At 37.5% G+C, this 26,160-nt stretch carries 20 protein-coding genes; 4 read left to right on the forward strand and 16 right to left on the reverse strand.

Annotated features, from left to right (window positions below):
* Positions 1–7: 7 nt before the first annotated feature.
* Complete coding sequence (locus ACSZOX_RS16635; RefSeq protein ID WP_437921266.1) at positions 8–820, forward strand: GNAT family N-acetyltransferase; 813 nt, start codon at positions 8–10, stop codon at positions 818–820.
* 8 nt (positions 821–828) lie between these two features.
* On the opposite strand, the gene surE is transcribed toward ACSZOX_RS16635, so the two are convergent.
* Positions 829–1,569: a 5'/3'-nucleotidase SurE gene (surE, locus tag ACSZOX_RS16640; protein ID WP_437921267.1), complete on the reverse strand. Its 741-nt coding sequence runs from the start codon at positions 1,567–1,569 to the stop codon at positions 829–831.
* Between the two features lie 76 nt (positions 1,570–1,645).
* Between surE and ACSZOX_RS16645 the strand changes: the two genes are divergently transcribed.
* A complete protein-coding gene (locus ACSZOX_RS16645; protein ID WP_437921268.1) occupies positions 1,646–2,554 on the forward strand; it encodes a diacylglycerol/lipid kinase family protein in 909 nt (302 codons plus the stop codon).
* Between the two features lie 269 nt (positions 2,555–2,823).
* Here ACSZOX_RS16645 and ACSZOX_RS16650 read toward each other — a convergent pair whose 3' ends face one another.
* A complete protein-coding gene (locus ACSZOX_RS16650; RefSeq protein ID WP_437921269.1) occupies positions 2,824–5,256 on the reverse strand; it encodes a hypothetical protein in 2,433 nt (810 codons plus the stop codon).
* A 597-nt stretch (positions 5,257–5,853) separates the two neighbouring features.
* Here ACSZOX_RS16650 and ACSZOX_RS16655 point away from each other — a divergent pair.
* Positions 5,854–6,489: a porin family protein gene (locus tag ACSZOX_RS16655; RefSeq protein WP_437921270.1), complete on the forward strand. Its 636-nt coding sequence runs from the start codon at positions 5,854–5,856 to the stop codon at positions 6,487–6,489.
* Between the two features lie 130 nt (positions 6,490–6,619).
* On the opposite strand, the gene ACSZOX_RS16660 is transcribed toward ACSZOX_RS16655, so the two are convergent.
* From ACSZOX_RS16660 to ACSZOX_RS16720, 13 genes are all read right to left on the reverse strand, one after another.
* Entirely contained in the window at positions 6,620–7,363 is a 744-nt protein-coding gene (locus ACSZOX_RS16660; protein WP_437921271.1) for a LytR/AlgR family response regulator transcription factor, read from the reverse strand.
* A 5-nt stretch (positions 7,364–7,368) separates the two neighbouring features.
* On the reverse strand, positions 7,369–8,400 hold the full coding sequence (locus ACSZOX_RS16665; protein ID WP_437921273.1) for a sensor histidine kinase: 1,032 nt from the start codon (positions 8,398–8,400) through the stop codon (positions 7,369–7,371).
* The gene (locus ACSZOX_RS16670; RefSeq protein WP_437921274.1) at positions 8,393–9,613 is read right to left on the reverse strand and encodes an ABC transporter permease; all 1,221 of its coding nucleotides are present in this window, start codon (positions 9,611–9,613) and stop codon (positions 8,393–8,395) included. Before ACSZOX_RS16670 ends, ACSZOX_RS16665 begins: the two co-directional genes overlap by 8 nt.
* Positions 9,614–9,754: 141 nt before the next feature.
* A complete protein-coding gene (locus ACSZOX_RS16675; protein WP_437921276.1) occupies positions 9,755–10,495 on the reverse strand; it encodes an ABC transporter ATP-binding protein in 741 nt (246 codons plus the stop codon).
* Between the two features lie 10 nt (positions 10,496–10,505).
* Entirely contained in the window at positions 10,506–11,732 is a 1,227-nt protein-coding gene (locus ACSZOX_RS16680; protein ID WP_437921277.1) for an efflux RND transporter periplasmic adaptor subunit, read from the reverse strand.
* 156 nt (positions 11,733–11,888) lie between these two features.
* A complete protein-coding gene (locus ACSZOX_RS16685) occupies positions 11,889–13,199 on the reverse strand; it encodes a TolC family protein (protein ID WP_437921278.1) in 1,311 nt (436 codons plus the stop codon).
* A 239-nt stretch (positions 13,200–13,438) separates the two neighbouring features.
* Entirely contained in the window at positions 13,439–15,691 is a 2,253-nt protein-coding gene (locus tag ACSZOX_RS16690; RefSeq protein WP_437921279.1) for a GH92 family glycosyl hydrolase, read from the reverse strand.
* An 8-nt stretch (positions 15,692–15,699) separates the two neighbouring features.
* The gene (locus ACSZOX_RS16695) at positions 15,700–17,949 is read right to left on the reverse strand and encodes a GH92 family glycosyl hydrolase (RefSeq protein WP_437921280.1); all 2,250 of its coding nucleotides are present in this window, start codon (positions 17,947–17,949) and stop codon (positions 15,700–15,702) included.
* A gap of 825 nt (positions 17,950–18,774) precedes the next feature.
* Positions 18,775–21,366, reverse strand: a complete 2,592-nt coding sequence (locus tag ACSZOX_RS16700) for a TonB-dependent receptor (RefSeq protein WP_437921281.1) — start codon at positions 21,364–21,366, stop codon at positions 18,775–18,777.
* Positions 21,367–21,755: 389 nt separating this feature from the next.
* Positions 21,756–22,031, reverse strand: a complete 276-nt coding sequence (locus ACSZOX_RS16705) for an NIL domain-containing protein (RefSeq protein WP_437921283.1) — start codon at positions 22,029–22,031, stop codon at positions 21,756–21,758.
* A gap of 776 nt (positions 22,032–22,807) precedes the next feature.
* Entirely contained in the window at positions 22,808–22,990 is a 183-nt protein-coding gene (locus tag ACSZOX_RS16710; RefSeq protein WP_437921284.1) for a hypothetical protein, read from the reverse strand.
* A gap of 67 nt (positions 22,991–23,057) precedes the next feature.
* Complete coding sequence (locus tag ACSZOX_RS16715; protein WP_437921285.1) at positions 23,058–24,041, reverse strand: helix-turn-helix domain-containing protein; 984 nt, start codon at positions 24,039–24,041, stop codon at positions 23,058–23,060.
* Positions 24,042–24,126: 85 nt separating this feature from the next.
* Positions 24,127–24,744, reverse strand: a complete 618-nt coding sequence (locus ACSZOX_RS16720; RefSeq protein WP_437921286.1) for a helix-turn-helix domain-containing protein — start codon at positions 24,742–24,744, stop codon at positions 24,127–24,129.
* Positions 24,745–25,375: 631 nt separating this feature from the next.
* Between ACSZOX_RS16720 and ACSZOX_RS16725 the strand changes: the two genes are divergently transcribed.
* Complete coding sequence (locus tag ACSZOX_RS16725; RefSeq protein ID WP_437921287.1) at positions 25,376–25,846, forward strand: VOC family protein; 471 nt, start codon at positions 25,376–25,378, stop codon at positions 25,844–25,846.
* On the opposite strand, the gene ACSZOX_RS16730 is transcribed toward ACSZOX_RS16725, so the two are convergent.
* Complete coding sequence (locus tag ACSZOX_RS16730) at positions 25,827–26,159, reverse strand: winged helix-turn-helix transcriptional regulator (protein WP_437921288.1); 333 nt, start codon at positions 26,157–26,159, stop codon at positions 25,827–25,829. The genes ACSZOX_RS16725 and ACSZOX_RS16730 overlap by 20 nt on opposite strands.
* Position 26,160: the final 1 nt, after the last annotated feature.

Here is a 26,160-nt window from a genome sequence, read left to right on the forward strand (position 1 = left end):
CACTCAGATGATACCACAACCCAAAATAAGAAATTTTATAACCGCTGATTTGGCGGCAATTAACCACTTGCAACCGAAAGACTGGAACGCGATCCAAACGGAATTTTTACAGTATAGCCTGCTGCCTTATTGCTTTCCCTTTAAGGTAGTTAAAGGTCAACATATTATTGGGCTAGGAAATGCCATTCTACACGAGGAGTCAGCATGGCTATCACATATTATCGTAGACGAAACCGAACGTGGCAAAGGGATCGGTCAAATGATAGTACAGCATCTTCTAGAATTCATTCAGAAAAAAAACATCGCATCCATATGCCTAATTGCGACGGATCTTGGATCACCTGTCTATGAAAAATTTGGTTTTAAAACCGTTAGTAATTATGCATTTTTCCAACGAAATCAAAGCATGATCCAAACAAGTATTTCGCCACTCATTTACTCAGGTATAAAGAGAAAAAAAAGTATTTTGGCATTGGACCAAGAGATTACCGGAGAACGTAGAGAAAAACTCATCCTCGGACATTTAGACCGTTGTCTTGTCTACGAAAAAGAAGGTAAGTTGGAAGGTTACTACTTGCCGTATTTAGGACAAGGAGCAATCTATGCCAAAACAAACGAGGCAGGCATAGCACTCATGGACCTCAAATACAACATTGATGACAAAGCTGCGCTACCTATCGAAAACAATAGCGCTATCGATTACTTAGTCAAACGAGGCTTTACCTCCGTTGCATACACAGCAAAAAGAATGATTTTAGGAAAAGACATATCTTGGAAACCAAATCATATTTTCAATAGAATAGGCGGAAACTATGGATAAGTCTTCGCTTATGAAATGGTTTTCCCTACACTTAACCTTTCTTTTAGCTTAGACTCATCAGTGAGGTCTAGACGCAAAGGAGTTATGGAAACCAGCTTATTTTCCACTGCCCAGCGGTCCGTACCCTCGTCTGCAGGTTCAAGCGGAGTCACCGTAAACCAATAATGTTTCCGACCTAAGGGATCTGTTCCTGGAACAATAGTCCCATCGTACAAGCGGACAGACTGTCTTGTCCAGACGATACCCGTTGGATCTTCAGGAAAATTAACATTATATAAAGCTAATTCCCGCTCTTGTAAAAGCAACGCTAAAGTTCGTTCAACAAAGGGCTCTAATAACTCAAAATTGGGTTCACTATTTCCTACCGGAGTACTTAAAGCAATTCCCTTTATTCCAAATAAAACAGCCTGTTTCGCTGCAGCAAGTGTACCAGAATGCCACATCGCGTTTCCCAAATTCGGCCCCATATTGATGCCAGACAGTACCACGTCTACTCCTTTCCAAAGATGTGTCCCCATAGCAACACAGTCTGCCGGAGTACCATTAACGCGATGTGCTTCAATTTCTTTAAACTCAATTGGCGATTTCTTATAACTTAATGGACGAGAATGCGTGACAGCATGCCCCATAGATGATTGCTCGACATCAGGTGCAACTACTCTCACCTCACCAAACTTCTTCGCTACTTTTGCTAATGCTGCTATCCCTGGACTATAAATGCCGTCATCATTCGTAATTAAAATTCTCATAGCTTCTTCTTATAAATAAATATCACATTTTAACAACAATTAAGCCCATGAAAATGTTCATCTATAAAATGTATTCATGGAACAAGTCATACTATTACACAATCCAAAAGCCGGAGATGAAGATCATCTTCCCTCGGATTTGGTCGAAGCGATTGAAAATGAAGGATTCAGTTGTGTATACTTCGCTGTAAAAAATACAGACCGCTGGAAAGAACAATTAGACCAAGCTGACTTCGCTGCTGTCGCTGGCGGTGACGGGACCGTAAGACGGGTTGTAAAAGAACTGACAAAAAGGACTGCGCTTGATAAAAAGATTCCAATTACGATATTACCTATGGGAACCGCCAATAATTTATCGAGAACGTTAAAAATCGACGCTGATCTCAACTTTGTAAAGCATATACAGAACTGGAAAAAAAGTAAGCAACAGCGATTTGATGTAGGCCTTGTTAAAAGTGTCGATACCTCCGACTTCTTTATAGAGAGTGTTGGCTACGGCATATTCCCAATTTTAATTCAAAAAATGGAAAATGTACCAACGGATCATCTAGAAACGACAAAAGAAGAATTAAAAGTGGCGCTCGAAGAGCTTTATCAGCTTATTTTAACCACTCCAGCAGACAAATACCGCCTAGAGGCCGATGGCATAGTACACGAAGGAAATTGCTTGTTACTGGAAGTTATGAATATTCAATCCATCGGTCCAAACCTAATGCTAGCTCCCGAAGCAAATACAGATGATGGGCTTTTTGATATCATACTTGTAAAGGAGGAGCAGCGTAAAGAATTTGCTGACTACATCAAAAAAAGGATAAGAGATGACGAAGCAAAATTTCCTTTTGAAACTTTTAGGACTAAAGAACTCGTTATCGAGTGTAATAGCAAACACATGCATCTGGATGACGAGCTGGTTCTTCCCTTTACACCCCCTTTAACAGTAGAAGTCCGCGAGCATGTACTCGATTTCCTTGTTCAAGGATCTTAAAAGCAATAAGAACACAAAGCATATGAAAAGCCGTCGACAGTAAATCTTCTTGTATTGTAGGGGAATAAGTACATTTCGACGGCTTTATATTTTTAACGGAAACCCGATTAGGAATAGACTTTCTTGTTTTTTTAGAAAAATTTATTCAAATGATCATAACCAATCCCCAAAGATATTTAACGATTTTTAGATTTCCTACACTTATTAATTTATTTTGTATCCTTCATATTTTTGCAAGAACAGAAACGTCTTTCAGTTACACTGATCTATTATTGCCTATACATTTTCTCTTCAAGTTCGCGAAGCTCTGCTTTATCATTTCGGAGTAAAGACGAAATGTCTTCAAATCTTTTCGTTTCTCTGGCGGTTCCATTCACAAACAGTGAGACGACAACTTGTCCACTAGGCTCAATTGCTATATGCGTACCATTTAAAGGTGAGCCATCATCGTTGCATTCCAAATAAGCTAAATAATTTTGTTCATTTATTGGGTAATTCTCGTCCATCGAAACCTCAAAAATTTCTTCAAAATCCTCTTTCTGGAAGTTGGTGTAAAACTCTTGGAAAACAGATTCCACGTCGCTGAGTTCTCTGAAAAGTAAAGATGAATATAATTTAAATAATAAAGATTGGGAAACCTCTTGATCATCTATATCATCATCCTCGATATTTTCGAAAATAGCGGAAACTAACACAAATTCTTTAAGCTGACTATCCTGCAAGTAATATTGTTTAACTGTACGAAAATCTCCTGTAGTCCTAAGAGGTTTTGTTGATTTCAATATCACATTATCTTTCAAAACAGCTGCAACAATAGTCCCATCTTTTTTCCCTATTTCAAGTTTCAAAGGAGATTCGAGTTCTGAAATAGAAAGCACGTCATTCTCTTTTCTAAAAATAATTTTGTTAAAGTAATGCATAGCGAAAAGATTGACATCAAATGCGGTCAGTTTACCATCTTTATAGAACGAGTTGATTAAACGTTCTTTTCCGACAAGTTTATATCCTGGACCATTTAATATTTTTCCTTTTTCATAACTTGTTTTCTGATTATACGTGTAATGAAGGTAATTTTCCATTTGTTCTAAAAAATCAAACGAAAATTTGGATTCAAGTACTCCTTTGTTAAAAAAACTGACTAATCGGATATCATCGACCAACGTGTCCAATTTGAAATACCCGTCAAAGGGTTTTCCTCCAGAATATCTTCCTTTATATGATTTCTGAGGAACTTCTTCAATAGTGAAATCAAAATATTCGATTTGTGTGATTTGATTGTTTTCATATGTTTCGATATGCGTTAAGGTTTCCTTATCACGCTCGAAAACACTCTTTTTTAGGAGTTGTCCGTTGCTATAAGTTAACTGCGAATCACCCTCCCAAATGCTACCTGATAGGACTTGATCTTCCATATATTGACTTTCAAATTGTACATTTCCTTCGTTATAGATACGTCTAAAACCGTTACGCATCCCTAAGCGCATTTCATATTCTTCATCCAACATTATCCCGTTTTGGTCTATAAATTTTCGCTGTAGTCCATCCAACTCCCCATCTTTATAATTTCTAATCTCTAAATGATCACCTGTATAATAAAAAACACCATTCCAAGGCTTACCATCTCGGAAGATTCCCTCAGCAATTAACGAATCATTAAGTATGGAGTGGACTCGCTCTACACCAATCTTTTGCCCTTGTAAAAGTTGATAACTTATAATCTTATTTTCAATCTCTTCATTAAAATAGCCCTCAAATGGAATTCCGTTACGATATTTCTGTGTGTTCATATACTTATTCTTTTCAAACCACCTTATTTCTGCGACATTCCCATCAGCATAAGTTGTTCTGTTTTTTACATCACCACCGATATTATATACAATGGTTTCAACGGGCGAGAAACCATCTTCGGCAAGGATTTGTTCCGTTTTTACTTGAGCCGCAAATCCATTTTGCATATAATAAGTGAAGTTGATAAGCGGCCTTCCTAGCGAATCTTGATTTACAGGCCGCCCGTCGTTATTCCAATACTGTACTTGCGTTAAAGTGGCAGCATCATTATATTTCTTCTCCATTACCGGAATACCATTAGTCCAAAAGACAACTTCGCTAAACCCTGTTTCACCATCAACACGATTCTTTAGAACTTCATCTGCCTCCATGATCAAAGGAGCTTCTAAAGTAACAACTCTTGGCTCGAGGTCCTCTTCGTACACATGTTCGTAATAAGGATCTGGTATTGATGGGCTAAAAACGCCGTAATATCTATCGGCTGTAACTCGCCCTTCAGCAACGATCTTATCGTTTAAAAAAACGCAAATTTTTTCCTTTTTCCCGTCCCTGTTGTAAACTATTTTCTTCCACAAGGATCCATCATGGTTATAATATATAAGTTCCTTTACAGTACTCGTGTTTAAAATCTGTCTTTGTTCTTGATCATTTCCATCCCTATCATACCAGTATACGTCGCCTACATAGACATCCGGATTATTTGCCAAAGCATAACCCTGCATCTGCAATTTTCCATTCTTGTAAAAATCTTGAATGAGATATAGTTCACCGACCTTCTTCACCGGTAACAACCTGTAATAGCTGTATTGGTCACGCGTAGTCTCCTGCCAATCTTGATCAAAATACAACGTATCCTGAGCAAATATTAATAGAGGTAATTGCATAAAACCTATCAGAACAAGTTGCTTTATCATAATACACTATTTAGTTTCTAGAAAAACGTAATAAAAAATTTTGACAAAACCAGTAATTAATAAATTATAATTCTAACGTATTATAATCTGACCCAACTATTTTTGCGTACAGTAGTATTAAAAATGGAAAGCTCCTTGTGTAGGATTCTATTGGAAATAGGACTGTGACTAACAACCAAGCTTAACAAATACAATGATAAATGAAATATCAAAAAAGCCTACTATAATTCATTGGTAATCTCTATACTGTGTAGGGATTGGAACAATCTCAGTTCTGTGCTTATACCCTCCCTACTACGCAGATTGGGTATTGTTGGCCGCACTACTTACAATCCCTATCAACTTTATAAGTTTTGGTTTGATGTACAGTGATGCGGAAATTGGTGTTTACATCTATTTCTTCATAAAAAACTAGTGCATCTATTCCAATCTTCGCCTCTCTTGATCGCATATAAAACAAAAATTTTAACCTCCATTAACAATAAAGTTAAAAATACGGTTAATTTTTGTTAATAAATTTATTATTACGATATTTTTATGGAATTTAGAACCAACAAAATGGACAACAAAAAGTAAATATAAAATAATAATTAATTTATGTACAGAAAATCAATTTTAATTCTAATGGTTATATTTGGAACACTATCACTCCGTGCACAAACAAGTTGGGGAATAAAAAGTGGCGTCAATCTAAGCAAATACACAGCCTTTGACGATGAACAAAGTACCTATACTGGTTTTCATGTCACCGGATTTGTTGATATACCGCTTTCTACACATTTTTCTATCCAACCTGCCTTATCTTTTCAGAAAAAAGGAACGAAATATGAAGATTATTTTTCTGAAGGACGTGTTCAAACTGTGTTCACCCGCTCTGTCAATTCTGTAGAATTACCCCTCAATGTAATGGTAAATATTCCATTCGGCAACGATAAGATTTTTTTTGGTATGGGACCATATATAGGATACAATCTAAGTGGAAAAGAATGGACAAGGAATGTCACCGGATACGGAAAGGGAAGTTGGGATCTCGAAATCAATGGAAAGTACTCTTCGAGTGACCGAAACATGAATAAATTAGAAGGAGGAGCCAACTTCTTAGGAGGCTACCAAATGAAAAATGGTTTTCTTATCAATGTACAATACGGATGTGGAATGAGCCAGTTAATTCCGGAAGATGACAGCACCGTGAGCAATCGGGTTTGGTCTTTCAGCGTCGGCTATAAATTTTAACTCGTTATCATCATTATAAAAGCTAGATGATGAATTCGGGTTGTTTTCATTATCGTGTTTTGGGCGGAGTACATGGCACTCCGCCTTCTTTATCTTATAGCAATGAATTTATGAAACACTACAGCTAGCCTTACAACGTCCTATTTTCTAAAAATAATTTAAATGCTGATTTATATTGCTCCGCTACGGTTATTCTATTTCCCCGGATGACGATCTGATTGCGCTCGACTTCCTCAATTTTTGAGAGCGAAACGATAAAAGATCGATGTACCCGCATAAATTCGTTATCAGGCAATTCAGCCTCCAACTTTTTCATACTTAAAAGCGTCAATATTGGACTTTCTTGCCGTTCGATATAGATTTTAACATAATCTTTTAACCCTTCAATATAAAGAATATCCGCAAGATTAATTTTTAATGTCTTATATTCCGACTTCACGAAAATATATTTGTTTACATTACTATCAGAAACGGAAACAGCGGGCATATTATCTTTACTATGGTGACTAAACCACGACTTTGCTTTGTTGGCTGCTGTAAGAAATTCGCCATAGTCAATTGGCTTTACCAAATAATCTAACGCATTTACCTTATAACTTTCCAAAGCGTATTGATCAAATGCCGTAGTAAATATTATTTTCGTTTTCTCGGGCAGGTTACGAGAAAGCTGCAGCCCATTTAAATCGGGCATTTGAATATCCAGGAATACCAAATCAGGTGTATGATTCTCCATATATTCAAGAACTTCAATACCATTGTTAAATGTTCCTTGTAACAAAAGATAGGGAGTACGTTCCACATAACGCTTCAATAATTCTAGAGCCATAGGCTCATCATCGACAACTATACACGCTATTTTTATATTTTCCATCATATTGTTCATGAAATTGGGCAAAGTTCCAACTCAACAAAATAGCAATTATCTTTTATACTGTTTGTTAACCTATAGTTTTGAGGATATAAAATATCTAATCTCTTTTGCAAATTAGCCAAACCAATACCCGATACACTGAGATCTTCTTCTTTTTTCGTAAACAATGGATTTGAGGCTGTAAATCGGATTTTCTGATTTCCAAGCACATCAAGTTCAAATTGAATAAGAGATGCCTGCCCTGCCGCAACACCATGTTTGAAAGCATTTTCTACCATAGTGATAAAAAGAAGCGGTGCAATTTTCAAATTAGGCAACAGATCTGGGAAAATTGTTCGCACCTCCACATTGCTAGACATACGCAACTCCATTATTTGGATATACTTTAGTAGAAAATCTACCTCTTCCTCTAACGTAATGGTAACCGCATCTGAAGTATGCATCAGATGTCGCATCAATCTGCTCAAACTGTGTAGTGATTGCTGGGCCTTAATCGGATCTATTTCAATCAACGAATACACATTATTTAAGGCATTAAATACAAAATGAGGCTGAAATTGAAACTTAAGATGTTGTAATTCCGATTGCAAACGAATATTCTCGGCCTCCGCTTTTAGAGACTCTACTTTGAGACCTCGTTTGGCAGTCTTTATAGCAATCGATATGGCTACAGGAATTAAATACATCAAAAAATCCATATACCAGGTCAACTGCTTAGGAGGCCCTCCTCCTTGATGCTCAACCGGAGCAAAATACCAAGAAAATATTTGAATTTTTAGCACAATCATACTCAACAGAGCGACAGCGTTCACAATAAAAAACAACAAAACATACCTTGATTGGAAAAGACACCTATCTATCAGATAAAAATAATTTAGATAGAAAATCACACCAATCAATGCCAACTGCAACCAAAAATGCAATATAATATCTGCCATATCCATGTCACTCCCCGTAGAGAGCGCAAACGGAAGAAAATATAAAACCACCCATACGAGTGTATGGATGGTTACTTCTGTAAATTTATTTCTCTTATTCATAGCGTAAAGCAGTAATTGGATCCAATGCAGCTGCTTTTTTTGCAGGATACCAACCAAAAAAAACACCTGTTATTGTACAGACTAAAAATGAGACGACAATAGACATCATCGTTACATTTACAGGCCAATTCGCCACAGTCGACACAACAAAGGTAGCAATTAGCCCGAGAAAAACCCCTAAAATACCACCTGTCAGACTGATCAATACGGATTCAATAAGAAATTGCATAAGAATCGCCGGCCCCTTCGCTCCGATAGACATTCTTAGGCCGATTTCTTTCGTACGTTCTTTAACCGATACATACATAATATTCATAATCCCAATTCCACCAACAACCAACGATATACTCGCAATTGCCACCAAGAGTATCGTTAACATCTCGCTTGTGGAGCTAAACATACTGATGATTTCTTGTTGAGACGATATATTAAAGTCATTCTCTTGATCTTCTCTTATTTTATGTGTTTCTTCCAGAATACCAGTAGCTTCCTTTACCGCCACAGTGGCCTGATCCTCACTTACGGAAGACGCGACAATAGACTCCAGATGATCCTGCGCTAGTATCCTCTTCATAACAGTACTATATGGAGCTAAGATAATATCATCTTGATCCTGACCAAAAGTATTCTCACCCTTTTCCTTTAATACACCAATTACTTTAAACGGTATTTTATCAAAACGAATTGTTTTCCCTATGGGGTCTATATTTTTTGCAAAGAGATTTTCTTGCACAGTTTTCCCTATCACCGCCACTTTAGCCATTTTCGTCACATCCTCATCCGTGAATATTGTACCAGACTCTACACCCCATTCTCGTATTTGAAGGTAAGAAGGTGCGGCTCCATATATACTCGTTGACCAGTTATTGGAACCAGCAATTGATTGCCCACTCCCATTCACCAAGGGAGAAACATAACGAAGATATTTTGATTGCTTCTTTAAGGCATCATAATCAGTTAATTTCAAGGTCTGCATACTCGACGCATCTCGAACGCCCCCAGGCATCATACCTGCACCTGCACGTACCGTTATCATATTCGCCCCCATACTGGAAATATTTTTCTTTATGCTTTCTTTTGATCCTTCTCCAATAGCGAGCATAGCTATAACCGAAGCGACACCTATTATAATGCCCAACATGGTCAGCATTGCACGGGTCTTATTCAGCAATATTGCCTTCCAAGCGATCTTAAATAAATTTATAACATTCATATGTGTATAATTATTTATGAGTGTTAGATTTCATTGGAATAAATGAGCTCGTTTCACTCGGTTTACTTTTTAATGGTCATATGGGATGTCCAGATTATTTTCATTCGTATTTGTATGCTACAATCGTGGACATTTCATATCTTAATCTGCTAGTGGTAAAGCCAACAATTCTTTGGCTGCGTTTCGACGATTAAGAACAGCGGTATCATTCGTGATACGTCCGTCTCTTAAAATAACAGTCCTTGAACTAAACGCTGCAATATCAGGCTCATGCGTAACGAAACCTATAGTCATACCGTTATCATTCAACTCCTGAAACAATTGCATAACTTCGTAAGAGGTTCTTGTATCCAAGTTTCCGGTAGCTTCATCGGCAAGCAGAATTACAGGATTATTTACCAGAGCCCGTGCAATAGCAACACGTTGCTGCTGCCCTCCAGAAAGTTGACTGGGCATATGGCCAAGTCTCGTCCCCAACCCGACACGTTCCAAAGCATCTACAGCCCTTTCTTTACGTTCACGGGCATTAACTTTCGGATTATATAACAAGGGAAGTTCAACATTTTCCACGGCACTTGTTCGAGCTAACAAATTGTAAGACTGAAAAATAAAACCTATTTTCTCATTACGAATTTCCGCTAATTGATTTTTTGACAGAGCCTTAACAGAAACTCCATCTAGTTTATAATCACCGCTCGTAGGCTGATCTAGGCAACCCAATATATTTAAGAATGTTGATTTTCCAGATCCGCTAGTACCCATTATTGTCACAAATTCACCCTCTTCTATCTGAAGATCTATACCTCTTAAAGCGTGTACAACTTCATCACCCATCCGAAAGTCTCGCTTCAAATCCTGTATTCCAATTATTGTTTTACGCATATCTTTCTTCTTATTGCTGACTCGATTTTTTATTATTTTGGCTTGGTCTTTTTGGCATAAATGGACTACTTTGATCCGTCGCGTCATCTGTCTGAACACCGATATGCTCTTCCAATTGAAGCACCACTTCATCATTATTAGATAAGCCTTTCGTAATTTCAACTTTCAGGCCATCACTCTTACCGACGACCACTTCGCGTTGGCTCAAGGTTCCATCTACATGCTTTAACCAAACATATTTCTTACCATTTTCAGAAAGTTTCATTTCGGAAATCGGCTTATTTAATTGGTTCTGTTGATAATATTTCATTAACAAAAGACTATCCGGGATAAAATTCAAAGCTTGAGCCTCAACCGTAGGCACATCGCTAAGCTCTGATGTGAATATAGATACTGTGGCTGTCAAACCTGGCTTGAGCTTTTTATCGGGGTTATCTGCATCAATGATTACCGTGTAGGTAACCACATTCGACGTTGTCTTCGCACCTAGTCTAACCTGTTTAACTTTTCCAGAAAACACCTCTTCAGGGAAAGCGTCAACAGTAAAAGATACACGAAGACCTTCCTTCACGTCACCAATGTCAGCCTCGTCCACATCTGCTTCTACCTGCATCTGATTAATATCACGGGCAATCGTAAATAGCGTAGGTGTGGTCATAGAAGCAGCTACCGTCTGCCCTTCTTCAATATATTTATTCATCACAATACCGTCAATAGGCGCAAATATATTGGCATAGCTTAGGTTTGTTTGCGCCTGAACGAGCACCGTTTTCGTTTGCGAAACATTAGACTCGGCATTTTTCAATTCGTAAAGTGCTTGTTCATAATCGGCTTTACTAATCACACCTGCTTCATACATATTCTTTTGACGATCGTAATTTTGACGATAATACCGAAGCTGGTTAATTGCCGCATCGTAAGATGCTTTAGCATTACTAACCGATTCGTTCAAATTCGTCTTATCCAATTCTGCAATAAGTTGACCTTCTTTAACCATCGTATTATAAGTAACATAAATCTTTTTTACTTGCCCGGAAACTTGTGTACCAACCTCTACGGTATCGACAGGATTCACTCGACCTGTCGCTGTAATTGCCGTAGTAATTGTTCCTAACTGAATTTTAGAAGTCTCTACTTGAATTGTTGTTTTTTCTTCGCCAAAAATCACCTTTAGCGCGACAAATAAGACTATACAAACTGCTACTGCAGCTATAGCTATTTTAAATGTTTTTTTCATCTGTATAAATTTGTTCTTCGGTTGTAATGAAACTCTATCCGGCGATTTCACAAACGTAAAAACCGGTTCTAAATAAAAGGAGTTTTAAAAGGCTTTCAACAGCTATGAAGCCGTTTATCGCCCGTCCCCATATCATAGTTTAATAGTATTTATGTGTTATGCCTTTTCAGCAGTTCCTTGATAAAAATTTAAAAGAGATAAATACAATTCACTGAGATAGCGAGCCTGAAGGTAAGTCTGTTCAGCACTTAAGTATGTATTTCGACTTACGGTGAGTTCCGTCGTAGTCAGACCTCCAAAATCATATTTCTTCCGCGAGAGCTCATACGCCAATTTCGCGTTATCTCTAGCAATCTTTGCAGACACCTCCTGCGCTTGATTAGAAACGGCATTCTGCCAGACTGTTTCTATTTTAGCGTAGAGCGATTTGCTCGCTGATAGTTTATCGAGCTCGTTTTGCTGTATATTTATCTTCGCCAAAGAAATATTTGTTTTATTTTGTTTTTTTGAAAAAATAGGCACACTAAGGGAAAGACCTATATTTTGACTAAAATTGCCACGAACCTGTGTCCAATAGGAACTAGACAAGGAGTTTGTGTACCCACTATTCAATCCCCCATTTAGGCTCAAGCTAGGTTTATAGGCAGCCTTTGTTATATCCAATTCTTTTTTTAGGATATCTGCCTGTAGATCATAAATCTTAACAGTCGGCAACGTAGCCAATGCATTTTGGAATACCTGATCCTTCCTTGGGATCTCCACTATATCTTCTGATAAAGGATTGTTTTGAATCACAAACTCTTCCTGCGGATCAATCTCCAAAAGCTGTTTTAGCGTTAATACCTGTTGCGCATATTGGTTTTCTGCTGAAACAACAGCATATTGATTCGCGGCATACTGTGTTTCCAAATCGGCCAAATCTTTCCGAGCCAGTGCTCCATTGTTAAACTTAACACGTCCCTGTTCTAATTCTTCCTTTGATGAAGCCAACAAATTCTTGGCAATAGAAATACCTTCGAAATAATAAAGCGATTGAAGATATCCCTCTATTACACTAAGTTGAATATTATTTACCGCTTCACTCTTGTATAACTCACTTTGTTTCACAAGAAGTGCATTCTTTTGAATTTCTAGGTTAAGTCGTCCCCCTTCGTACAGAGACAAAGCGGCTGTTACCCCATAACTGTTGGTCAGTTGGAATTGATTCACAAACTCACTGGTGATTGCATTAATACTGGAGCCATTTGCCGCATTCACCGAACCACTACCAGACACGGTAGGTAATGTTTTATTGTAGCGCGCTTGTTTATAATTGAGCTCTGCAGTACTAATATCCAAAGCTGCAGATTTTACCGATATATTGTTTTCCAATGCATATTGAATACAATCGTTTAAACTCCAAACCTTATTTTGTGCATGGAGTGTTTGGTAGCATATAAACATCAAAACTATTATGATCTTTTTCATTGTATCTTTCATTAATTGACACAATGTTAAGTATTAGGTCAATGGTCTTCGAACGAAATAGACATTCGCTAAAATTCCCTCGACATGGGCCTAATTTTTATCGACCATACCCGAGCAATACAAGAGCATATAATCTGTATACAATACGTTATAGAAACCTCTGGACATTCCTACCAAAAGCAAAAAAAAGGATTGTCTCCAATCCTTTTTTACATCAAATTATACGAGGGTAGCACAACCTATTTAAACCAAATTGGTCCACGTTGGCTGTCCATCTCAAATGTTAAAGTACCACCTGCCATGATTTCTTCATGCGTGATATAACTCCGACGAAGTGGCTTTCCATTCAAACTTACCGAATGTATATATTTGTTTTCTTTACTTTGATTCGGTGCTGAAATTTTAAAACTCTTTCCAGCAGGCAATTTGATTTCTACTTGCGGCAATTGCGGTGCTCCAATTTCATACTGTCCGTTAGCAGGGTTTACTGGATAAAATCCCATAGCACTAAATACATACCAAGAGGACATCTGACCACAATCGTCATTTCCACAAATACCATCCGGCCGATTTAAATACAGTTCATTTGTCACTTTGGCAATATATTCTTGGGTCTTCCAAGGCTGTTTCGCCCTGTTAAATAGATAAATAACATGGTGACTAGGCTCATTGCCATGCGCGTATTGACCGATCATTCCTGTACTAAAAATAGGGAGTTTACTTGTATCTGTCGAATGGAAAGTAAACATGCTATCTAGTTTTTCAGCAAACCTTTTCTTACCCCCTAACAATTTTTCAAGACCATCCACATCGTGCTGCACAGACCAAAGGTACTGCCAAGCATTGCTTTCACAAATATCCTCTGTATAAGCTTCAGGATCAAATGCAATCTTGAATTCCCCTTTCTGATCGCGGGGTTGCATAAAAGTACTAACCGGATTATACATATTTTTATAATTCAATGAACGCTTAGAGAAAGCCTTTGCAAGCTCCTTTTCCCCCATCTTCTCAGCCATTTTTGCGATACAATAATCATCAAAGGCATATTCCAACGTACGCGACAGCGACCAGTTATCTGCATTATATTTATCTTCCACATCATATGGAACATACCCTAATGACTTATAAAGGCCGATCCCTCTATAAGAATCTAAATTCGCCGTTGCAACACAGGCTCTTAGGGCCTTTTCCGGATCGAAGTTTCCAATTCCTTTTAAGTAAGCATCCACAATCACCGGAACCGCATGATAACCAATCATCATATCCGTTTCGCTTCCTTGAAAATTCCAAACGGGCAAACGTCCATTTTGTTCATAAAACGCGATAAAAGATTTTATCATATCATTCACTCGTCCTGGATCCACAATAGTAAAAAGGGGATGTGAAGCACGATATGTGTCCCACAAAGAGAACGTGCTGTAATTCGTCCAACCGTCTGTTTGATGAACATTCCTGTCTGGACCATAGTAACTTCCATCTACATCGCCATAGATCGTCGGAGTGAGCATCGCATGATATAAGGCCGTATAAAACTTGACCTTATCATCCGATACGGCACTTTCTACAACGATTTTACCTAACTCACTATTCCAACTCCGTTGCGCCTCTTTTTTGTAAAAGTTAAAATCATCACGAGGCACCTCCACCTGTAAGTTTGCCCGCGCATTATCCATGCTCACAGCTGAAATAGCTGTACTTAACGTAATCTGCTCGCCTTCTTGTGTGTCAAAATCAAACCTAGCGACATAGGACAAACCAATTTTCTTTCCATCAACGACAATAGCCGTAGTATCCATTTCCAACGTATGAAATGGCTTCGAAAAACGGGTATAAAAATAAACCTTCTGCCCCCGTGCCCAACCGTCTGAAAAACGATAGCCACGTATTGTTACTGAATCGACCTGTTCTATGTAAGAATCTTGCGTAAAATCCCAATTCATTGCTTTTTTGAGATTCAGAAAAATAGCAGCACTAGACTTCGGAAACGTATAACGCTGCACACCACAGCGCGCGGTTGCCGTCAATTCTACGGTAATATTATAATCTTTCAATCGTACACGATAATAACCAGCAGAAGCACTTTCGTCATTATGGGAGAAAGAAGAATAAATTCCCAAAGGTTGATCAGCTTGTTTGTAGGGAAGAGTGACAGGCATGAAAGAGATGTCATAAAGATCACCAGCACCAGTACCGCTTAAATGGGTGTGACTAAAGCCTGCTATCGTACTATCCGGGTAGAAATAACCTGAAATACGATCCCACCCTGGTAGCCCATTATCAGGACTAAGTTGAACCATCCCAAAAGGGACCTGAGCTCCGGGATAGGTATTCCCTGTAAAATCAGTCCCGATAAAAGGATTCACTATCGCCGCGTAGTCCTGAAAAGTCTGAGCAAAATTACTCTTTAATAAAAACAAAAAAGAGAATAATAGAACCATACGTCTCTTAAATAGAGAACGACGTAAAACTTGCATTGTGTATTTAATTGTCATTTTTGGTCTTACTTTCTATTTCCAGTTACGATTACAATTTCTTTACTATTTATCAATTGATCATGCGGGATTTTATAGCTTTTCCATATTTTCCCATCGATTACAATTCTTTTAATATAATCTCCTGATTCTTCTGCTTTCCGCTTGATAACGACCTGGCCATCTCCACCATGATACTTTCTGTCTAAATGGATTGTCACTTTATCAAAAACCGGAGTCACAACCGTATAATCGGGTCTACCTGGACAAAACGGATATACGCCCATCATATTCATCAAAGCCCAGGTAGACATTGTTCCCGTATCGTCATTACCAGGAATTCCTCCTGGACTATTTGTAAAATGTTCGTCTAGAATGGATTTGACAAGTTTTTGCGTCCGCCATTCCTGACCACTAATTTCGGAGAAAACGTGAGGATAAAGCATATCAGGTTCATTTGTCACATCAAAATACCCCTTATCAAAAGTCTCCTGTAACTTATTCACAAAATTTTTCTCTCCGCCCATCAACTTTACAAGTCCAGCAATGTCATGAGGCACCGCAAAAGTATAGTTCCAAGCATTACCTTCGTGAAAACCATGGTTAGGTTCAAAATTAGCACCCAACAAGGGGTCGAAAGGAGTAAAAAAGTTACCATCAGGAAGAATAGGTCTAAACGTACCAAATTCTTTGGAATAATAATTTTTGTATCCCTTTGCCCGCGCAGCAAACAAAGACGCATCAGATTTCTTTCCTAAAGAGTTTGCTAGTTGAGACAAATTCCAATCAGCAACATAATATTCGATAGCATGAGATACCGAGTTATCAAAAGGCTCTCGTAAAGGCACATAACCCAACTTCACATAATCCGCATTATCAGGACGAATTTTGTTTGAGCTATCCGTTGTTTGTGCAGATTTTAAAAACGCTTCATATGCTGCGTCAATATCGTAATCCCGAATTCCTTTCATCCAAGCGTCGACAATAACAGGAATAGCCGGATCCCCATCCATCGTATAACTTTCTCTACTATACAGTTCCCATTTCGGCATCCACCCATTCTCTTTATACATGGCAATCATCGAACGTATCATTTCCGTTTGACGATCGGGAAAAAGCAATGACATCAATGGTTGAACGTTACGATACGTATCCCATAAAGAAAACACCGTATAGCGATTACCATCTGTATGTTTTATCGCTCGATTTTCCATAGCAGGATATTCCCCATTTACATCCTGCAAAATATTAGGGTGTATCAATGCATGGTATAATGCGGTATAAAACACTGTACGTTGATCTTCATTCCCCCCCTCAATTTCTATCTTAGAAAGATCCTCGGTCCACCTTTTTTTTGCTGCCGCTAAAATAGTGTCAAAACCAGCTTTTGGTTGTTCTGCATCTAGATTCTCGCGCGCATTTTTGACACTTACGAAAGAAACGGCAATTTTCACCTCTATCTGCTCATTTTCAACTGTTTCAAACGAAAAAAAAGCACCTAAATCATCTCCAGATAAAGCGTCGTAATAATTTGTAAATATCTTATACTTGCCAGCATCCTTGTTCCAATCGTTTTCCCAAGCTTCTCCCGAACGCTGAAACTTCCAATAACCTCTCGTCTTCGGCTTTTTATTCAAACGCATCACAAAATAGATAGGATAGACAGCTTGATTGTTGACATAACAAAAAGAACCCAGCAATTTGGAGCCTTCAATTTCAGTATCATTCACAAAACGCAAGGTTCCACCGGTTTCATTGGTCAACCCCTCCCCTAAATTTAAAAGGATATTACTTTCTCCTTTAGGAAAAGTAAATCTCGAAATGCCTACTCTAGTTGTAGCACTAGCTTCCGTCTTCACCTTATATTTCGTTAAGAAATTCGTATAGTAACCTGGGCTTGCAGCTTCATTTTCATAGGTACTACCATATTGCTTATAATCAACATTTAGGATTCCTGTAGTAGCCATCAGCAATAAACTTCCCATATCAGGACAGCCTACTCCACTGAGATTCACATGCGAAAAACCGGTAAAATACTTATTATTAAATTCATAGGGGGTCGACCACCATCTCGCATCCTTATCAAATGGATTTAAATCTGATCCCATTACATTGAATGGAGAAACGTTCATCAGTCCTTGAGGCACCTGCGCACCTGGATTCGTTGTTCCGTAATTTGAAGTTCCAATGAAAGGGTTAACATAATCAATAGGTGATTTTTGTGAAAATGTCAATTGTGCTGTACATAGTGCTACAGCCAGCAGAAAAATTCTTAGCATAAAAGATATCAGTTTTATGAATAGCTAAAACGAAAAAGCTAAGATAATATTAAAAAAACACATTTATGTTATTTCCCTCGGATTCTTGATTTTGTTTAAATATTGTTGCATAACAAGATTGGAATATTAGCCGATGCCGAAAAATCAAACAAACAACGGGTAGCTTTACTTACCTGTACGTAGATAGCTGGTTTGGATACCAGAAAAAGGAATAGTCGGGGAAACAAATGTTTCCCCTTCTATTTTCGAGAGAGAAGAGCTTATCGATACATGCTATCAGAAGATTTTACCATTTAGACTTTTCTAAATTTAGAACAAAACCGACCGCTATTTTTCCAGCATATAACAAAAAATATTCTTAACAATTAGATTGATTATGCATCGAAAATCTAATGACATAACAAAGATAAAAATATTTTAAATAAAGTCTAGTGAATTTGTAGATTTTTTTTGTAATTCCATTTTTTCTCTTTAAATTTGTATTATCATAAAAGAACATAGGTTTATAATTGGTTAGCAAAAGGTTCCATTCTCCCCGTTTGGAACCTTTTTTCATTCCAATTAAAATACTAAAAAACAATGTAATAAGCTTATAAAAAATATTCATAAAAACAATTCCGGATTTGTTTAGCACGAAAATAAATCAAAATATATCCAACAAAAAAAGAGGAGCTCATAACTCCTCTTTTCTAAAGTATTGACAGGTAGTAAAATTAATAACAGAACAAATTTTCCATTCTTAAGAAACCCCTCTTTAAAGATTATTTATTAAAATAAAAATTGAATTAATTTTAAAAACAACAAATATATTATTCAACAAAATCATTATTTCAAATTATAACGCAAAGTAACACCATATGTCCGAGGATCACCTATCACTCCCGCATATTGTCCATAACTTCCTGGAGCGGCCAACAGCTGCTCGTAATAATCCTTGTCTGCTAAATTTCTACTCCAAACCAGGACAGATAAACCATTTGCTCCTCTAAAACCAACACGAGCATTGATAAGGCTATATCCTTCTATATTCAAATATTTCGATGGCGACGGGTTGGATGAGAAAGTAGACCGAAAAAACACATCTGCCCCCAAGAAATAGCTGCCCGTTAGCCCAAGAAAATTACCTTTTCGTGTTACTTCTGCACCGAAAGAGCCAGACCATTTTGAGATCCCTGGTAATTCACCGCCAGAAATATCTTTGAAAGCCTCTGCACCTCCAACCTCTTCTAAAGGAACCGGAGCATTGGTAAATTTAACATATTTCCCGTCTGTATAAGCCAACGCCGCATTAAGCTGCAAAACCTTCCAGAGTCGAATATTCCCATCGAGTTCCACACCCTGAACTCTTACTTTTTCAGCATTAGCTAAATATCCTCTATTAACACCTGGATCGGGCGTTTGCACTTGTGTCTGAAAATCTTTAATATCTGTTTGATAAACAGTCAAATTCAAGATAGCAGTTCTAAGTGGTGTAGTTTTTATACCAAACTCTTTATGATGAACAGTTTCAGGTTTGACGCGAGCCAAATCCAGTAATACCTCTCCATTAGCGGTAGGTAATCCTCCTACGTTTATTCCTACAGGCTTATAGCTTACAGAATAAGTACCAAACGTGTTAATTTGTGCATTCCATTTATATTGAACAGAAAGTTGACCCGACCAGTTTCCTGCAGAAGCATCCGTATTAAAGGATTGGTTGGTGTATGTCGCATTTTTTAAAGCTAGTAAAGCGGCATCCGACGTTTCTAATCCTCCGTAACGTTGACGGTCGTAATTCGCTACTTTTTTATCATAGTTATAACGTAATCCAGGCAAAAGATGCAATTTGGACGTAATTTCCCAATCAATTTGAGAATATGCCGCTAAACTAGTCGACTTGATACCATATACCGTACGTATACCAAAATTATCAAAAAGCCCTTCCGTTTTCCAAAGCTCACTTGTAGAACTCTGTGCAAATCGCCAGTAAGCAGAACCAGCTTCTTCCGTATGTACCGGATCCGTTTTTAAATCTTGCCACAAACCATATAGTCCTACAACGCCACTAATCTTATCATTGATCCTGCCAGAGTACCTAAACTCCTGAGACCATTGGTCATGCTTCGAATTTCCAGCCGATATCGTAAAAACCGGAATACCAAGGTAATCTCTGTCATTCAGCGGAACCCAATCCCAATAGCGCCAAGCAGAAGTTGACGTAAGTGTGCCGTTACCTATTTTTATGTCCGCATTAACAGATACACCTCCAAGTTCATTATCCGCTTTCGACTGCGTATCTAAATCTACTTTCCGTTCAAATGCGCTATTATAAGGGATACTGTATCCCAGATCTGCGATAATATTATTAAACTGTCGATAATCAGCACGCTGCGTTTCCACTACCCCAGCAATCCCCCATCCATAGCCATCCGGACGTTGTAATGTTTTATCAGCAGCAACGACAATTTTCACATTATCATTCGGTGTATACAAAAGCTGCCCTCGAAACCCCAGATTATTTATGCTGTTAATATCTCGATTCGTATGCACATTAAATAAAGTACCATTCCGCTGTGTGCCTGAAAAAGACACTCGTGCCGCCAATTTACTTGAAATTGGCCCAGTTAACGATGCTTTCCCCTGCACATAACCGTAATTACCATAACTCAATTCAAAATTAGCTTCCGGATTGAACTGTGGCAAACGCGACGTAATGTTAAAAGCACCCGCTGTCGTATTCTTTCCAAACAATGTTCCCTGAGGCCCACGCAACACTTCAATTTGCTCTATATCAATAAAATCCAATGCAGTAGCCGCAGGACGCGCGATATATACCCCATCGAGATAAAATCCCACACCAGGATCTATCCCATCATTCGTCAAACCATATGTCGATCCAAGTCCACGAATGTTTAGTGTTGTATTACGAGGGTTAGAGCTATACAATTGTACTGTTGGCACCAATTCCTTCAATCTGTTTACATTAAATGCTCCTGCATCTTCTATAGCCGCCCCTCTGATCAACGATACGGGAATAGGAATATCCTGCAATTGCTCACGACGACGTCTCGATGTCACAACCACTTCACTAAGATTTTCAACAATAGGCTTCAACTCTATCACTGTGGGCGAGGCAGATACAACCACCGTCTTTTTTTCATAACCTACATAAGAAACAATGATAGTAAGTGGCAATTTTTGGCCTGTTACAAATTGAAATTTCCCTTCCCTATCTGTCTTCACACTATGAGTCACAGCCTCCAATTGTACTGTCACACCTTCGATAGGCTCTTTATTTTCAGCATCAACCACGGTACCCGTTAATGAAGCATTTATAATAGGTTTTGATTCGACCTGTGCGTTCGCTTGTGTGGATAGATGCAATACGATAAGCGTCAATATCCATACGGAATACGAACGTATTCTATAATTTTTCATAATTTAATTCTTGTTTAATTGTTAATAGAAAAAAGTAACTGTTTGGTAATCTCTTGATGAACCATTGTGATATTCTCGAAGCCCATCTTCAAGAATTCTAGGAACGTTAGAACTTGAGATTACACATTCGAAAGTCGCACATTCGAATGCTTCTGCACCCTAAGGATCGGATAGAAAGAGAAGTCATGTAAAAATTCAACATACTGATAAAGAGTTTAATGTGTTTATTTTTCAATTCGTCAACAACGCCAATTGATCAACGATGCTGCAAATATAAAAATACTTTTAAAAAAGTCTACTAATTTTATAGATTTTTATTTTTTTATCAAAACCTGCATCTCAAGACGATAAAAAACGACAAAAAACACACAGCCTTAACAACCCACAAATTATGCAACTTGCATATAATCTTTTATAACTACCACAATCTTATTTCTTAAAAAATACTGGAATGCCAAACCAAATTGTTCTTCTGATCCCATCAAATGTAAAATCACATGTCCGAAATTCAGGTTGTCTATAAACTCAACCTCCGCTTTCAACAATCTATGAGGGATCTTTAATTCTTCAGCCATCATAGATAATAGATGGAACAACGTAACATTTCCTTTGAGCTCAACCTCTACAACAGGAAAATATTCAAGTAAATTTCTTTGCATTTTCATTGTCGATTTACATATCCTGTGTCATCATATAACATACCACATTCTATGAATTAATAACTGTTCGCAAACACGTTCTCCCTGCCAAATTCCCAATTTACATCTGAACGCCCCCTCTCTCTAAAAAAAATATTGTAAAAAAGGCCCTATGATGAACGTAGAGCCTTGAATAGTAATGATTAAATAAGGCACTAACTCTTTTTAACAGCCATACATCCTTGCATGATCTTTTCGGTATTTTGATAGGCCGTAGTTTCAATCATTACTTTCTTATCATGTTATTTAGTAAATAAAACACGCTATTTTGCTGTTCACACTCTTTTTATTAGAAAAAAAAATAGACATCAATAAAACAGTTGGGGGAAATAACAGCTCCCCCCTTCCATTCATATTTAGAGAGAGAAAAGTCTACTAAAGACACATTCGACAGTATAATGTGGAATTTCTGTCGCCGATTAACCTCAGACAATAAGATGTAATTAAGTTAACAAATGCATTCATGAGATAATTTATTTAATAGTTATACCATCGTTGCCAACACCAATTGAGTAACGATAACGCAAATATAACAATAGTTTAAATAAAGTCTACTAATTTTATAGATTTTATTTTTACACTTGAGGATAACACTAAAAGCGGATGTAATTTCACAAATAAGAAGCTTTAAAAGTAATCATCAAAAAATTGATTACGGGTTAAATGAATAAAAAGGTATAGAGGAATATGGTTAAAAAAATATCCCAAAATCTAATCGGTAAAATACCGATTAGATATGGAATTTATATGGAAACAATACCTGAGAAAGCAGGTGCTTTCTCCAACGTCCCCTCCCCGATCCGTGGAATATTATCCCACAATTTTATCAATATCAAAAAGATTTGGTATCCTAAAACATTGTTATTGAAATCAAAATTCTTAGGACGCTCAAATATCAAAAACATCGCCGATTTCGACTGTCTCATTTTTAATTTTGTTGTTCACTTAAAAATTTGAGACAAGAAAAAGTGTCTCAAAAGCCGAAAAGACAGATTAGGGATTATTTTTTTTCAATTTCACTTCACGGTAAGTCAGGGGGGTACATCCCATTTCTCTGCTAAAATTCCGGTAAAAAGAAGCTCTGGAATTAAAGCCACACTGAGCGGCCAATTCCTCCATACTATAATCCAGCTGTTCATGGAGCAATAAACGACAAGCATGGACAATACGCATACTATTGATACATTTAGAAAATGTCTCGTCATGGTATTGAACAAAATATTGGGCAATAGTGGATTTGGGAAGCTGGAGATCCTTCACCATAGTTTCCTGTTTAAACTCAGGTTCAAGGTATTTACCTTCCTGCAGATACGCGTCTATTTTTATCTTTATAACAGACGGAATTTCTTTCACCTCAGGAAATCGGAGCATCTCTTCCTCAGATTTTTTTTCCAAGATTTTCGATTCAAGAAATTCTTTACGAACAAGCATATTCCGGACGAAGTACAAATATACAGCAGCCACGCCCAAGAACATAAAGGTCGCCATTATCATATCGATCGTTGCTCCATCATCATTCCTATTGGCTATTTTTAGCATAGCAAGTGGCAACATCAAAGCAAATAATGATGCAAATACAAGCATCCCGTATTTGTAAAGCCTATCCAACCAATGCGATACTTGCAGTATTCGAAACAGAAAGACCACCGTATAAACAGCCCAAGATATCCCCGTCATTCCATAAAGAAAAATAGCATAAAACATATCGTATGCACCAAAAAACCTTCGCTTGGAGATAAATATGAAATAAATAGTAACGGCTAAAAAGAAAGGAATCAAATGAAAATAATATATGCGTCTTAAAATCGTGGTATTGCAAGCTGCACAATAGACGAAATAAGCTAACGGTCCATACAAAAGACCAAAAGGCAGTACCGTATAGATACGCCTCTCTTCCGTACAGTTTCGAAACACACATCCTTGAATAGCTTGAATTAAGATCGTCAACAGAAACAACAACAAGATTTTATCTAACAAAGAGCGCTGTTTTCGAATACAATATAAGTGAATGCCAACCAAAGCTAGCATAATCGTAGCAATATGTAAAAAATACAGAAGCATCTTACCTTGATTCGATAGACGATCGATAATTTGAAGGCGAGATACCAACCTGTGTCTTAAAATGTTTATTAAAGCTCGTCTTCGAGAGGAAACCACTTTCCTTCGCTAATGCTTCCATTTTTAATGGTTGAAATTCGCAATCCAACAATGCTATTGCATATGTTATTCTGTAAGAAGCTACCCATTCATAAAAATTGCTTTTTTTATAAACACGTAAATATTCGGAAATATGTGCTTTTGAAATTCCCGTCTCTTCAGCAAGCGCATCTAATGTCAATTTAGGGTTGAGAAACACTTTCTTTTTTTGCATAGATTCCACAAGACGTTCTTCATATTGCTCAATAATTTTCTCGTTATGCCAAAAAGTGAGATGAAGAGGCTGCTCTTCTATATACACTTGAGCCGTAGATAACCTACTTCTAACAAATAAAAAATGTAAAAGTAAGATAACAGCAAAAAGCATAGCAATAGCAACAACATGCAAAGGGTTGATATCTAACTCCAAGGCCAAAAATTCACTTGACATAAGGAGCGTAATAAATACAGAAACAGCAAGCCCATATCCTATTAACTGTCTTAATAACTGCACCTGCAGGTCTTCACTCGAAGCTAACCTCATTTGATACAATACATACAAAGGATAACTAAGCATAGAAAATGACATGAAAGGCAAATACCATTGAAAATAAAACCATTGAAACTCAAACCTTAGGATCAAATTCCAAACAAAATATACGACAAAAGGAATATAATGCAACAGTATAGTCCATTTACCTCTGCGATTTCCCTCCCTCACTTGCTTGTACATTCCGTAAATAAAAGGGCCATACAATAACGGAAACGGTATGCTATGGACATGGAAAAGAAATAGCAAATGTATTAACAGCGTGACTGAGAACAAAACCACATACATGTTAAAACATTTTTTTTGCGGTAAGTTAAATTTGTACACGCTATCCGTCATTCCAATAGTCCTATTTTTCTGCTAATTTCTTCTGTAGATTAATCCGTTTTACAAACCTAAATAAATTCACTTTTATATGCAATTTACCTTCTCGGACATCTTACATAAATTGGAGCAAAAAGCGATTGAATTTTAACTATTGATGAAATCTAGTTTTCTATCTCTACGCTTCAGCCGAAAAAAATAATGTTTAAAAGCACTTCTCTAACCTGTATTTCACTTTTACTTACAATAAAGTAAGTACTTTCTTTTGGCGTTTTCGTTGTCTAAGTTTACAAAAAAAATTATGACACTATCAACAAATATTATTGGCTTCCACCATTATGCCATAAAAGCTCAGGATTTTGAACAAACTACTGCTTTTTATCAAACTTTAGGGTTTGAGATTCTACACGAATGGTCGCTTCCAAACTTTAATTTAAAAAGATGCGCTATGCTTTATCAACCTTCTATTGCTGTCCACCTTGAAATTTGCGATAAGGATGCAGACATGCCCACACAAGGAAGAAAAAGGTCAGCCGATGACGATATCACAGAAAACGCCCTTCTACATATCTGCTTTATCGTACAAGATGCAGAGCAGGCTCGATTAGCCGCCATAGACGCAGGTGCAAAAGACTTAAGTAAGGGAACTTCCCATTTAGATCTCATTGCCAAAAATAAAAAGGTATCTGTCACCAACAGTTTAGTATTTAGCCCAAATGGCGAAGTAATCGAGTTTTTAGAGGCTGTAGATTTTAGGGGCCATCGTGATTAAAATTACGTAAGGAAAGAAGTAAAGGATAAATCCGCAATCCCTTGTCGGTAAATTGATAGGAAGAGGAAATCTTGCCTTTGGTTTTAAACAACAGACCGTCTTCCACTAATTCAGTCAACTGCTTTGCCAACACACGATCGGTTATCGTTGGCAAAGCCTTCTTCAATTCAGAAAAGCTATTTCCCACCCTATCAATTGAAAATAAGATCGACAATTTCCATCGTCCACTAATCATCCTCAACGTACGATGCGCATTGCAGGACGCCGTAATGTGAACATCGTTAAGCGTATTCGTTGAATTTTCTTTTCGCATT

The sequence above is a fragment of the Sphingobacterium sp. LRF_L2 genome (assembly GCF_965644235.1).
Lineage (GTDB): Bacteria > Bacteroidota > Bacteroidia > Sphingobacteriales > Sphingobacteriaceae > Sphingobacterium.